The sequence below is a fragment of the Pseudoalteromonas sp. A3 genome, assembly GCF_025942345.1.
Classification (GTDB): Bacteria; Pseudomonadota; Gammaproteobacteria; order Enterobacterales; family Alteromonadaceae; genus Pseudoalteromonas; species Pseudoalteromonas atlantica.
The window spans coordinates 345,601-357,914 of the sequence record NZ_JAPCKL010000001.1 but is presented as its reverse complement, the minus strand read 5'-3'; the positions used below and the strand labels follow the sequence as shown (position 1 = coordinate 357,914).

Below are 12,314 nucleotides of genomic sequence, written 5' to 3'. Positions count from 1 at the left end.
GTGCTACAGAGGTTGCCCAATGTACGTATGGCCGTAATTAAAAACCATTACGTATATTACTTTTTCCGCTATTCACGTTAGCCTACTAAAAACAATGAAATAGGTTTTACAGTTAAAGGGTCTAACTATTAAGAATATGTATTTAAACTCATACTAGAGGTAGATTATTATATGAAAAAATCACTTACGCTTGCATTAACATCTGCCGCAATGTTGTTTAGCACCTTTTCACATGCAGCTAAAACCGAAAAAGCAGTTTTAGCCGGTGGATGTTTTTGGTGCATGGAAAGCGACTTTGAAAAGCTCAAAGGCGTAAAAGATGTTATATCGGGTTTTACAGGCGGTAAAATTAAAAACCCGACCTACAATGGTAACCATCAAGGCCATTATGAAGCAGTACAAATTACTTACGACCCTGATGTAGTAAGCTACAAAGGCATACTTGATCATTTTTGGGTAAATATTGATCCCTTTGATGCCAAAGGCCAATTTTGCGATAAAGGCCCAAGTTATTTAAGCGCCATATTTGTAGCTAACGAGCAAGAGCGCAAAATAGCAGAGCAAACCAAACAAGCCGTAATAGCAGAATTCCCAAATCAAACAGTGGTCACGCCAATACTTAATGCCAGCACTTTTTACCCAATTAAAGGTAAAGAAAGCTACCATCAGGATTATTATAAAAATAACCCCATACGCTACAATACCTACCGCTGGCGCTGCGGACGCGATAACCGCCTAGAAGAAATTTGGGGCGATAGAGTCACACATTAAAAATCTATAGTTAAACGCTTGATGGGTTTACACAAACCCATCTTTTAATAAGTAATTTTAACCTATTTTTTCAAATTATCATGCTCTGAAAGTCTATATTGTTTAGGTATAAAAACCATTACAGTAACTGCTAGCGCTAAAAGAAATACAAATCTTAATACTGAAGATGGAATAATAGTTTCTAAAATATTCACTAAAATTATCAGAGGAATTACAGCAATAATACCAATCAGCTTATGCCTTTGGGTAAACTCATGGAGAGCCCCGCATTGAGTACACCTATACTTTGTAGACATACGAGCAACAACAAACCAAGCTAATGATATATTCTTTTGGCAATTTAAACATTTAGGTAACATGTTATTTCCATACTTTTACTACAAAGCTTAATTTTATCGCACCAAAATATAGGTTCCTATTGGCGTGACTAAATGCAGGTTATTATTATCAACAAAAATAATCTCCCATTTAATAGTTTGAGAACCTGATGTTACAAATAAATTGTTCTCCTCTCTATGGTAGGGATAGTTTCTATTGCCAAAGGTCTTCATTACCTCGAGTATTGAATTTTCATCAATATCAAGGTAGTTACCAGCTGGAATTGTTATAGCTTTATCATCTGATTCAACAATTTCTACTAATTTCCATTTATACTCTATTGATATATTTTTAGCGCTCAAAGGCGAGGATATAACAAGACTGAAAAAAATATATTTAATTAATAATATTTTCTTAAACATACTAACTATAGACTGAAGTTGTTATTTTGGGAGGAGAGCTTGCTAATAATCGACCTAGGCCATCAGGCAACTGATTAAGCTCGTATTTCTGAGTGTTTTTATTTAATTTAACTTGCTGTCCTAGATGATTTTTAGACACTCCAGTGATGGTTTGAGTTAAAGTCCTTCCAGAAAAAGGATGGGGTGACCATGAAAAATCATACTCAAATATAACCTCATAGCTCCAATCCCTTTCCATTTTAGGGTATTCAATTGAAGCCTGCGTTTCACCTAAAACAATGCCTGATAATACTGAAACTGAAAATGAAGCCGAAGCCGTAGCTATAAATCCAGTTGCTAGACCTAATAAAGCAGAAGCAACATATCCTCCGTGTCGAATGGTTTTTTCCCATTCAGAATTCCATTTATTAGCTGATAAGTCACTAGGAAATAGAAGCGTGTGTGAGGATTTACTTCTTACTCTTTCCTTGATCATACAATTTGGAGCTTTCCCTCTCCCCATCCAATTACCTCCATCAGTCCAATTAAGTCTATTTGAGCACTTAATCTCTAGCTCTTTTCTCTCTTTAAGTGACAAATTTTCTGTTCTCATTATTATCGAAGACATATAAGTTCCCTTTACTTTGCTTAATAAATTTACTCCTACATTAGGAAGTTGCTCCTTATATGTCAAGCCTAGTATTTCTTTTTACTAAGTAAACTGACATTTTTGTCTAAAAAAGCTTAAGCGATAAGCAATTCACTAATTAAGCCAAATAAAATAATAAAACTTATAAAGTAGCCTTACCTTACTTAATTATAAACATTATTTTGATACTGTTTCCTAAAACAGCTTATTTATCTAACTTTATAAATATAATAAATTGCACTCCTAAATTGATAAAACCTAATTCAACAACTGGAGTTACACATTATGTCTGCCACCCAATTACAACTTGCTCGTGCTCTAGCGTTACCTTCAAGAGAGGCCATGTTAAATCGTGAGCACTCTGTACAGCATTTTTGGTACAACAACGACCAACTACTTACACAAGCCTGGAAAGAGTGGGAAGAAACCGAAGTAGATACAACCACCTTTACCTTGGACGATTCATTACTAGATAAAAACTTACGTGAAGCCGTTAATGCTGCATGGCAAGATCCATCAAAAGAGCATTTAGTAAAATCACTACTAGAAGAAGTAGCGACTGATGTTTATCAGTTTCAATTTTTTGATCCTGAGCGCCTAGCAGTTTTACGTGGTTACCTAGAAAAAGTATGGAATGCTAACATTCCTATGCGTCCACCGTACGGTATTGTATTAAACCGTCGCGGCGCTATGCTCGACAAACGCTCAGAGGGCTATTTAGCTGCTCCTAGTTTTCAGGCATTTTATAACCAAGTATTAAATACATACATGCGCCCTATTTCACGTCTATTGTTTCCTGAAATCATAGGTTACGATACGCAAACGTTTGGTTTTTCTATTTATTACGACCCAAGTACAGATGCGTCTATTCGTCCGCATACCGATGCATCATCAGTAACATTAAATATTAATTTAAACTTACCTGGGGAAGAATTTAGCGGATCAGAGCTTGATTTTTACGACCAAGTAAACGCAAAAGTTGTACAACTTAGCTTTAAACCAGGCTCCGCCATGATCCACAAAGGCAATGTACCACACGCGGCAAAACCTATAACCAGTGGCGACAGAACAAACCTAGTGTTATGGCTTTTTGGCGATAATGGCCGTATACCAGCGCCGGGGTCAAAACGTACAGATATTGATGCAAAAGAGCGTTGGACTACGCCAAAAACAACGCCAGACGGCTACGCACCTTTTTAAACGGTGCCAAGTTTAACCTTTTGTGCCTAATACTTGCCCATTAAAGGTATTTAATCATACTTTAATGGGCTATTTACTTGTTACATAACCACTTAGTTACTATCTTTTTAGTATGCTAAGTTAATTTAAACAGCCTAATGAAGTTAAACTTTTTTATAATAACTACACTGCTTGTATCCTCTTTTGCCTGTGCATCGCCTACTAAACAAAAATTAGTTGTAGGTTTTGGCGAAACCCTACCACCTTTTGTAATGTCACATACCAACAGCGGGCTAACCCTCGATATTATTAAAGCCGCATTAACGCCTTTAGGGTATGAAATAGAGCCACGCTATTATCCTTATACTCGCCGCGCTAAAGAGTATATAGATGGAAAGCTCGACATACTAGCCGACATAAACTTAAGCACAGAAAACGGTAATCTCCTAAGCGGTTATATTTCAAATGAAGCCTATGAATACGAAAACGTTGCGATAGCCCTAAGGAGCAAGCATTTTAACTTTACTAAAATTTCAGATTTAACACATTACAGCTTAATCTCGTGGCCCAGCGCCGGCATACATTTAGGTGAAGAATATGCAAAAATGGCAAAAGCCAATACGCAATATTACGAAGTGCACGACCAATCTCTTCAAGTTAAAATGCTTTTTTCAAACAAGGCTAATGTGATTCAAATGGATAAACAAAGTTTTAATTACTATCGCTCAACCCTTAAAGGTATTGATAGCACACAACCTGTAGATCACTTTGCGCTGTTTGGTAAAAGCCCTAGTGGCTATTTATTTAAATCAAAAAAATTACGTGATGACTTTAATATTCAGCTGCAAAAGTTAAAAAATTCAGGCGAGTACTCTAAAATATTAAAAAAATACAAACACGCCAAATAAAAAAGGTCGCTTTAACTAAGCGACCTTTTTACGTTTACAGCGCAAAATACCAATTAAAACTTATAAGAGGCAGAAAATTTAACGTTACGTGGTTTACCAGGTTGTACCCATGCATCGGCAAACGAGTTTGTGTAATACGTTTCATCAAACAGGTTATTTACCTCAGCCGTAACACCAATCGCGTCTGTTACATCGTAATTTACAAATACACGCGCGGTTGTATAACTGGGTAGTTTAAAGTCGGTACCAAAATAGCCATTGCGTTCGTCTACAAATAATAGCCCGCCACCAAATTTAATTGCATTGCCATATAACTCGCCCGATTTAACAAGCTGCAAGCTAAGTTGATGCTCTGGTACATTTAAAAGTGACTCGCCGGCCTCTACTGTGTAGCCAAAGTTAGCATCAAAAAATGAGTTTTCTATTTGGGCATCTACATACGCATACGACGCCCAAATTTCTAAACTATCGCTAAGCTCACCCGTTAGGTCTATTTCTATTCCCTTACTTTGCGCTTCACCAATGGCTGCGTAGGTAAACGCTGTTGGGTCATCTACTACTAGCATGTTGTCTTGATCTACTTTAAATACGGCAACGGTACCAAATAACGCGCCATCGTTAAGTGTAAATTTTACACCTAGCTCAGCAGAGGTAGATTGGTTTGGCTCAAAACCATCGCCATTAGTATCAGTGCCCGACAGCGGGCGAAAGTTTTCGCCATAGGCAGCATAAACAGATACATAATCACCGGCTTCATACACCACACCAAACTGCGGGCTCACGCGCGACTGCGTTTGTTTAGTATTAGTGCCTGCTAAACGGTTATTTAAGCGCTGCTCGTAATCATCAAAACGGGCACCAATACGAATATCTAACTTATCGGTAACGCTTATTTGGTCTTGAATAAATACCCCTAGTGACTCTTGAATCTCTACGCGGTCGGTATTAGATGTAGGCGTTGGTAATTCATACGCGCCGTATACAGGGTTAAATACATTAATGTATTGATCGCCCCGTACACGCAAAATAAATTGATCGTTTTCAAATTTATCAGCGTCAACACCCATAATTAAACGGTGCTCAAAACCGCCAAGCTCAAGGCTGCCGCTTAGCTCTGCACGCAATACATGGTATTGAGCATCAAAATCGCGGTAGCGCCTAAAGCGGTTTACTTCGCCATCAACTACGCCGCCAAACCCGGTTTCGGTTGCAAAGCCTTCCATAGAGGTATCACGGTAGTTTGCACCAAATAAAATGCTCCAGTTATCATCAAAGTCATGAATGTACTCTAACTGATGCCCTAGTACATCGGCTTCAATTGGGCCATCGCCCGGCTCACCTAAAAAGCGACTTTGTGGTATAAGCCCAAGCTCGCCATCTATGGCTAATACGCCTCTATCAAACGGTACTTCTTGCTCGCTGTATTCAAGCTCGTAAACAAGTTGGCTACTGTCGTTAATATTCCACACTATTGACGGGCTAAAGCCGTGTTTAGTGGTTTCTATGGTGCCTCTAAAGCTCTCGGCGTCTTCGTAAAAACCAACCACTCTAATTGCAACGTCATCGTTAAGCGCCGTGGTGTAATCTACATCGGCGCGGTAAGTATCAAAACTTGCTACCGAGAGCTTAATTTCACCTTGCGTATCAAACGTTGGGCGTTTAGTAACTAAGTTTACTGTACCACCTGGCTCACCACGGCCAAATAAAGCCGCACGCGGGCCTTTTAAAACCTCAACCGACTCAATACCCGACAAATCACGCGAGCCACCAAAACCGCGCCCAGCATTAAAACCATTTACTAAGTAGTTACTCGGTAGGTTTTCATCGCCTACAAAGCCACGTAACGAAAAACTATTCCAAAGCCCTCCAAAGTTATTTTGCCGTGCAACAGAGGCCGATAAATCAAGCGCTTGGTCAAGGCTTACTGCACCTGCATTTTCAAGCGCTTCTAAATCAATTTTAAGCTCTGATTGTGGAGTTTCTAGTTGGCTAAAGTTACCTTGGTAAGCTTGGCGCGTAGCAACCACAGACAGCCTTTCAATGTTTGTGTTAGCACTGTGTGTTTGCTGGTTTTGATCAGCAGCTAAAGCGTGGCTGCTAAATAAGCTTACTAGGCACGCACTTAAATAGGAGAGCTTAAGCCCTGTTGTGTTGGTTTTCATTGTGAACCTTGTTAGTAATATAAGTATTTTATAATTATGGTGTTGTTACTAGGAGCGCCAAACAGCGGCGGTTAGCGCACCTAGTAAGGATTACTTTGCTATAGCCTCAAAGCGTGGCATGTTATTGAGAGCTGATTTAGGCGGGTTACCCTTATAAAATAACCAAGGGTAATAAAACTCACGTAATTGCTGATGATAATCACGAATTTGCTGCTCGTATGCATACGCTGCTACTGAGTCCGTTTGGGCGGCTCGCGTTAAGCTGCGCTGCAATAACAGCGGTGGCGAAAACCACGACACAACGCCTGCTAAGTCATATTTTTTAGCGGCTGCGTCTCGGTATGCTTTAGAGAGCGGCGCTGCTTTTAAATCGCCCATTTGCTGAAATGCGTAATACCATTTCCACTCAAACTCACTGCTCATAGTAATGTATGGCGCAAGTGCTGGGTACTCTTTAATAAAAGGCTGCATAGTGGCAGATTTTGGTAAATCCCAGGCATCATTTACCGCCTCACGCTGAGTAAGCATAATGTCGCCACCCTTAGGCGAATGCACCGACTTGTTTATAGCAAGGTCGCCTAAAATAGGAATAATAAAAGCAAATAATACCCATAAACCAATTAGGCCAGAGGCTACGCGCGGCGCACTAGTCGCGTTTTTGCCCCACCACACACTCAGCGCAGTCCAAAATGCAAGGTATGCAATACAAAGTAGCGATACATACGCAATTTCAAACGCGCTTGCCCCAGCTATAAATGCACCTATAAAAAATGGCAGCATTAAACACACTATTACTGCTAAAAACCTTACCGTTATACGTGCGCCCCACAAAGCAAAGTACGATTTAGCCGTAGTAACAAGTAAGTCGTGCCTGCCGCTGGTGCGCTCATTTGCAAATAAGTCATGAAACAGCAAAATAATAACCAGTGGTGCTAAGGCGCTAATTACAAATACAAAATCAATTTTACCAGCTTGTGCCAATTCGGCATTTTGTGCATCGCTTTCGTAAATTTGCCCCTCTATGGCCAATAAATTAATACGGTGTTTCCACGGGAATATATCGCGTTCCCCTAATGCTGCAAAAGCAAGGTTAGATGGCTGAGAATACGTTAAATGAAAACTGTAATAAGCCAACATGCCCGGATCGTCTTGCTTTTGCTGCACTTTAGCGCGATCGCTTTGATCTGCAGCTTTTAAACGCTCTATTGTTTGCTGCTGCGCGCTTACTTCGCTAAGCCCGCTATATATTGCAAAGCCCGATAAAACAAAGCTACATAACAGCAATACCACAAGGTACTTTTGACGCAGTAAAAAGCCCCATTCTCGTGTAAGTTGTGTAATTAAATAACTCATATCAAACGTTTTCCTACCAATTTAATACCGCCTACAAGTACTACAATCCACAGTATTAACTGTAAAAAAGCAGGTACACTTCTTTGCGCGCGAACATCAGCGCTATCTACATCAAAGGTAAATTTTTGCAGTATTTGCCAGTTCTCTGATCCTACGCGCGCTTTTTTAGTAGCCTCGGTATTGGCGTTGCGGTTCATATCAACTTGGTAATCAAGCTTTTCAATGTGTACTTTGTTAAGCCCTTGCACAAAATCAAAGCGTAGCTGTTCGGTTTCGCGTAAAAAGCGATGATGGGTTTCTATGCTGGTACCCACTACAATCATCGACAACGAGCGAATAGCCACCATAGGCGATACCCAACCAAAGTAACGCGATACCTGCGTTTGTTTAAGCTCACTTTGCATGCGCTGCTCGGCAAACTGGTTTAACACCTTAGTTTGTTTAGCCTCTGATTCACTGGCCACTAACCCTCTAAAGTTTACTGGTAGCTCATCAATGCTGCTTACGTTGTATTTTTTAAGCAGAGATTGTTTAAATTGCTTAAAGGCGGGGTCGTTGGTGTTATGGCCATCACCTAGTTTTCTAAGCTCAGCTTTTACTGCAAAGTCGGTTTCTATTTTACCGGCCGATGGCACAGCCGTAGAGGCACTGGTACTTGCTACTCGCGGCATAACAATGCACAGTAAAATCCACACAAACGCAAGCGCTGTAAAGCTACCACTATTTTTACTAAACACGCTCGATGCTAATAAAACAACTAACACCCACACGCTTAAATACAATGCATAACCCACAATAAAACTAACAACTGCTAAAAGGCTCTCACCCGCGCTAAGCGTAAATAACGCCGACACCGCTAATGGCGCAATAATTAACCCAACAACACACAAAAGCGCCAGCCCTTTACCCGCAATCAGCGTGCTGCCTTTGGTGCCTTGCGCCAATAAATACGACAGCGTTTGCGATTCGCGCTCACGGCTAATAGAGCTGTAACCAATTAAAATAAGGAGTAACGGCGCTAATGTTTGCACAATAAAAGCTGGCGTTAAGCTGCCAAGTTTTGTTAAAGCTGTGCCTTGGCGCTGCTCGGCAAACATTGCACTGTTTTGCCTATGCCCTTCTAAAAATATTGAGTTACCTGTGTAGGCATCTATACCTGGGTCGAGTGTGCTCAGTGGGGTTGGCGTTCTAAAAGCGTAATGCCCATAGTGCACCATTCTGTGTGGGTGGCGATCGGGCTGCTCAGCAAAGCTTTGCTCTGCATTGCTTTGTAATTCATTACGAGTGTGGTTAAGTTCGTGCATTGTAATGGCAGTAACCACCACCGATGAAAGCGTAAGTAATAAACCAATTGCTAAAACGGTCATCGCCAGTTTTGAGCGAAGCCAATAGCGCCACTCATCTTTGGCAACTATCACCACCTTTGAAAAGTTATTTTTGCTCATTACGCGCCTCTTTGTGCAAACGCGGCATGAACTTGCTCGGTATCAATTCGACAATTTTCTGGCGCGTCAAATTCGCCCACCAGCTCGCCCGCTCTTAATAAACCAATTCGGTTTGCAACTTGGCATGCGCCGTATACATCGTGCGTTACCATTAAAATAGTGGCGCCGGTTAATGCAAGCTCACGCACTAACTGGTTAAACTCATCAATTGCAACAGGGTCAAGGCCCGATGTAGGTTCATCAAGTAAAAATATGGGGGCTTGGCGTAAAATAGCCAGTGCAATCGCAGTTTTTTGCCTCATGCCTTTAGAGTACGTTTGCATAGGACGCTCCCATGCAGCTTGTTGTAGCGCTACACGGTTAAACGCAGCATTAATTTGCTCATCGGTTTTTTTAATATCAGCAAGCGATAAAAAATACGCCACGTTTTCGCGGGCAGTTAAATGCGGATATAACGTTGCTGACTCTGGCAAATACGCCGTTTTACCGCGTACAAAATCAAGTGCCTGTGTTACCTCTTTGCCCGCTACTTTTACAGAGCCTTGAGTGGGTTTATTAAACCCAAGCAAAGTTTTTAACGTGGTTGATTTACCCGCGCCGTTACCGCCAAGTAACGCGTAAATTTCGCCTGAGCCCACAGTAAAGTTTAAGTTTTTTAAAATAGCGTTGTTTTTAATGCTAAAACTTAACGAATCCACTTCAATAATGGCTTCGCTTTTAACTGCTTGAGTAGCGGCTTGAGTTGTATTTAGGTCTTCATTACGTGTTTGTTCTACACGTGGAGATTCTTTAGGTGATGTTTGATTAACAGCTGTAGGTGTACTCACATTCAAACTCTATTAAGGGAAATTAGAATGTGATGAATGTTATACTATATCAAACACATATTGCAACACTATAACATATTAATAATTAACAAATGATGCAGAGGTTTTAATAGTGTTACCCACGTTGGTTTATTCAACGGGTTTTGCCTATTACAAAAATCCATAACCATTTAGGCTAAAATCATTCCTAAGGCAGCGTTTAAAATTAAGTACTTAAGTTATTTACGCCTTACCTTTAAAGTAAATTGAACAATGAACTTTTCAATTGCTAAAATGCCCACCTATTTTTCTATCAAGAGATACAATGGCAAATTTCAATACTCATCTTAATACTGCAGTCATCATCACAGGTTTAGGCTCGGCCACTTTATTAACTGCAGGCCATATTGATTTAAACGGCGCACTTTGGTTATGGTTTTTAGGCTCAATTGGGGGCTTATTACCCGACATAGACTCAGATAACTCAACCTCGCTCAATACTATTTTTAACTTATTTGCACTGAGCGCTGTATTACTGGTGCTGCATTACATAACCACCGAGCTAATAATCGAAATTAGCTTTATTGAGCTAATCGTAGTGCCGTTATTGGTGTACGGGTTTATGAAATACATTATTAGGCCCATTTTTGAATGGATCACAGTACATAGAGGCAGCTGCCACTCGTTATTATTTTTAGTGCTATGCGCGCTGTTAACAACGCAAGTAACGTGGCAACTAAACGAGCAAACAACCACACAAGCAGCCACCTTTGCCTGGTTAACAGGAGGATTTATTTTAATCGGCGGGTTAATTCATTTATTACTCGATGAAATTTACAGTGTAGATTTAAGCAATGTCACCATTAAACGCTCCTTTGGCACCGCGTTAAAAATAGCCGACTTCGACAATAAATTAATTACCTTGGCATCAATAATTGCCATTGCAGCTTTAATCTATGTAGCCCCGCCTACAGAGCAAACTATTATCGCATTAAGTGATTGGTCGCATTTTAGGCTTTTATCTTAATAAATAACATTTATAAAAATACCCATAAACATTGTTTGTGGGTATAAATGCTTATTTAAGTGATTGTTTTAATTTCCTTTTAAATAAACAGCCAGCTTAGTTAGTCGAAGTAACTCCAACATTTAATTTAAAAGTTGATTCACAAAGAGGATAAGAGGCGCATCTCTTTTAAGGGCTTAACAGCTTATCTCAATGCGGCTTTGCCAATTTAAGTTTCATTAAAAGCACAAGTTTTAGCCTATTTAATATTAATTATTATTTTTATTGGTTTTAGTGAAATAATTACCCCGCTTTACCTGTCTTATAGCAGTAATACTTTCATCTGTTTGATGTATGCAAAGCGACTGCAACTTTTAAAGCGTCAAATATAAAATTATAAGAGGTACATAATGGAATTTATACATAAGCGCACCACCCTAATTACAGCATCGTTATTGTTGGCGTTGGCGATAACCCAGGCTATTTTCACTGCCCTTTACAGTGCTGAAATTAGCTTTTCAAGACAGTATGCATGGGGACTAGAAGCCGTGCTGTTTACTGTGCTTGTGGCCTTTGCAAGTACCACTATGGTGCAAGCTAAAAACGCTCAACTAGGTTGGTCGGCTATCACATTTAGCGCAATATTAAACATAGTACAGGTAAGCATTGGCCTAACATTGTTTTCAACATTTGGCAAAGTAGCGGGCGCAGTAGAAGGCGCACAACCTTTAATTGGTGGCGTGGTGTCTTTATCATTCATGATTTACTACGCAGCTAAATTATTATTAGGCTTAGCAGCCCTTGTATTTGGCCTATCTTTTATTGCTAAAGGTGGCAAAGCCATTGGCGGCCTTACAGCCCTAGCAGGCGCAGTTGCAATGCTTGCCAATGCAGTATTAATTATTGCTGGGCGTGATGGGTTCTTACCATCAGGTGTTGCTGGTGCATCAGGTATGATTGCAACGTTACTTCTAGCAATCTGCTTATTTAGCCTTAACCGTAAGCAAGACTAAGGTTTTATACCTTATAAGTAATTTGCTTATTTAGATAAGTTATAAACATCGGCGTGTATTAGAGTGCTAATTCGCCGATGTTTTATGTTTAGAGTCATAGAAATTAAAGTGCCAGAAACCTTAATTATTTATAGCTAGTTCACAAAGAGGTTATGAGGCGCTGCGCTTTTAGAGGCTATAAATAGCTTATATCAAAAGCATTTAACCGATTTATGCTTTGATGTATGAAGTCAAAATTTGTCCCCTTAGCTTTAATTGAACTCCGAAAAATAATTTCTACTTAAGTGTAGAAGTTGGGAGTCC

Annotated in this window: 12 protein-coding genes; 5 read left to right on the top strand and 7 right to left on the bottom strand. The window is 40.0% G+C overall.

The window, feature by feature from the left end; translation table 11 throughout:
• Positions 1 to 171: 171 nt before the first annotated feature.
• Positions 172 to 771, top strand: coding sequence for a peptide-methionine (S)-S-oxide reductase MsrA (gene msrA, locus OIZ54_RS01615; protein WP_138576380.1), 600 nt, complete (start codon positions 172 to 174; stop codon positions 769 to 771).
• A gap of 62 nt (positions 772 to 833) precedes the next feature.
• Here the strand turns inward: msrA and OIZ54_RS01610 are convergent, their stop codons facing one another.
• From OIZ54_RS01610 to OIZ54_RS01600, 3 genes are read right to left on the bottom strand one after another with little or no spacing between them, the layout of a single operon-like run.
• On the bottom strand, positions 834 to 1,130 hold the full coding sequence (locus OIZ54_RS01610) for a hypothetical protein (protein ID WP_096739638.1): 297 nt from the start codon (positions 1,128 to 1,130) through the stop codon (positions 834 to 836).
• Positions 1,131 to 1,163: 33 nt separating this feature from the next.
• Positions 1,164 to 1,511: a hypothetical protein gene (locus tag OIZ54_RS01605; protein WP_096739637.1), complete on the bottom strand. Its 348-nt coding sequence runs from the start codon at positions 1,509 to 1,511 to the stop codon at positions 1,164 to 1,166.
• Between the two features lies 1 nt (position 1,512).
• Entirely contained in the window at positions 1,513 to 2,118 is a 606-nt protein-coding gene (locus OIZ54_RS01600; RefSeq protein ID WP_096739636.1) for a hypothetical protein, read from the bottom strand.
• A 306-nt stretch (positions 2,119 to 2,424) separates the two neighbouring features.
• On the opposite strand from OIZ54_RS01600, the gene OIZ54_RS01595 reads away from it, so the two are divergent.
• Both OIZ54_RS01595 and OIZ54_RS01590 read left to right on the top strand, forming a co-directional pair.
• Positions 2,425 to 3,339 (top strand): 2OG-Fe(II) oxygenase family protein, encoded by a 915-nt coding sequence (locus tag OIZ54_RS01595; RefSeq protein WP_096739635.1) that lies wholly within the window; start codon positions 2,425 to 2,427, stop codon positions 3,337 to 3,339.
• Positions 3,340 to 3,476: 137 nt separating this feature from the next.
• Entirely contained in the window at positions 3,477 to 4,226 is a 750-nt protein-coding gene (locus OIZ54_RS01590; RefSeq protein WP_264389510.1) for a substrate-binding periplasmic protein, read from the top strand.
• Positions 4,227 to 4,279: 53 nt separating this feature from the next.
• Here OIZ54_RS01590 and OIZ54_RS01585 read toward each other — a convergent pair whose 3' ends face one another.
• The 4 genes from OIZ54_RS01585 to OIZ54_RS01570 form a co-directional block, all read right to left on the bottom strand.
• Positions 4,280 to 6,388, bottom strand: coding sequence for a TonB-dependent siderophore receptor (locus OIZ54_RS01585; RefSeq protein ID WP_264389509.1), 2,109 nt, complete (start codon positions 6,386 to 6,388; stop codon positions 4,280 to 4,282).
• 90 nt (positions 6,389 to 6,478) lie between these two features.
• Positions 6,479 to 7,741: a DUF3526 domain-containing protein gene (locus OIZ54_RS01580; RefSeq protein WP_264389508.1), complete on the bottom strand. Its 1,263-nt coding sequence runs from the start codon at positions 7,739 to 7,741 to the stop codon at positions 6,479 to 6,481.
• Complete coding sequence (locus OIZ54_RS01575; RefSeq protein WP_264389507.1) at positions 7,738 to 9,186, bottom strand: ABC transporter permease; 1,449 nt, start codon at positions 9,184 to 9,186, stop codon at positions 7,738 to 7,740. The genes OIZ54_RS01580 and OIZ54_RS01575 overlap by 4 nt, the downstream gene beginning before the upstream one ends.
• The gene (locus tag OIZ54_RS01570) at positions 9,186 to 10,013 is read right to left on the bottom strand and encodes an ABC transporter ATP-binding protein (RefSeq protein WP_264389506.1); all 828 of its coding nucleotides are present in this window, start codon (positions 10,011 to 10,013) and stop codon (positions 9,186 to 9,188) included. Before OIZ54_RS01570 ends, OIZ54_RS01575 begins: the two co-directional genes overlap by 1 nt.
• Before the next feature lie 304 nt (positions 10,014 to 10,317).
• Here OIZ54_RS01570 and OIZ54_RS01565 point away from each other — a divergent pair, with 304 nt between their 5' ends.
• Together OIZ54_RS01565 and OIZ54_RS01560 are read left to right on the top strand one after the other, a co-directional pair.
• The gene (locus tag OIZ54_RS01565; protein ID WP_264389505.1) at positions 10,318 to 11,019 is read left to right on the top strand and encodes a metal-dependent hydrolase; all 702 of its coding nucleotides are present in this window, start codon (positions 10,318 to 10,320) and stop codon (positions 11,017 to 11,019) included.
• 389 nt (positions 11,020 to 11,408) lie between these two features.
• On the top strand, positions 11,409 to 12,011 hold the full coding sequence (locus OIZ54_RS01560; protein WP_264389504.1) for a thiamine biosynthesis protein ThiC: 603 nt from the start codon (positions 11,409 to 11,411) through the stop codon (positions 12,009 to 12,011).
• The last annotated feature ends 303 nt before the right edge of the window (positions 12,012 to 12,314 follow it).

Bases quoted from the DNA above. Each gene is read 5' to 3' on its own strand.
- msrA (WP_138576380.1), top strand. From the start codon at position 172: ATGAAAAAATCACTTACGCTTGCATTAACATCTGCCGCAATGTTGTTT.
- OIZ54_RS01610 (WP_096739638.1), bottom strand. From the start codon at position 1,130: ATGTTACCTAAATGTTTAAATTGCCAAAAGAATATATCATTAGCTTGG.
- OIZ54_RS01605 (WP_096739637.1), bottom strand. From the start codon at position 1,511: ATGTTTAAGAAAATATTATTAATTAAATATATTTTTTTCAGTCTTGTT.
- OIZ54_RS01600 (WP_096739636.1), bottom strand. From the start codon at position 2,118: ATGTCTTCGATAATAATGAGAACAGAAAATTTGTCACTTAAAGAGAGA.
- OIZ54_RS01595 (WP_096739635.1), top strand. From the start codon at position 2,425: ATGTCTGCCACCCAATTACAACTTGCTCGTGCTCTAGCGTTACCTTCA.
- OIZ54_RS01590 (WP_264389510.1), top strand. From the start codon at position 3,477: ATGAAGTTAAACTTTTTTATAATAACTACACTGCTTGTATCCTCTTTT.
- OIZ54_RS01585 (WP_264389509.1), bottom strand. From the start codon at position 6,388: ATGAAAACCAACACAACAGGGCTTAAGCTCTCCTATTTAAGTGCGTGC.
- OIZ54_RS01580 (WP_264389508.1), bottom strand. From the start codon at position 7,741: ATGAGTTATTTAATTACACAACTTACACGAGAATGGGGCTTTTTACTG.
- OIZ54_RS01575 (WP_264389507.1), bottom strand. From the start codon at position 9,186: ATGAGCAAAAATAACTTTTCAAAGGTGGTGATAGTTGCCAAAGATGAG.
- OIZ54_RS01565 (WP_264389505.1), top strand. From the start codon at position 10,318: ATGGCAAATTTCAATACTCATCTTAATACTGCAGTCATCATCACAGGT.
- OIZ54_RS01560 (WP_264389504.1), top strand. From the start codon at position 11,409: ATGGAATTTATACATAAGCGCACCACCCTAATTACAGCATCGTTATTG.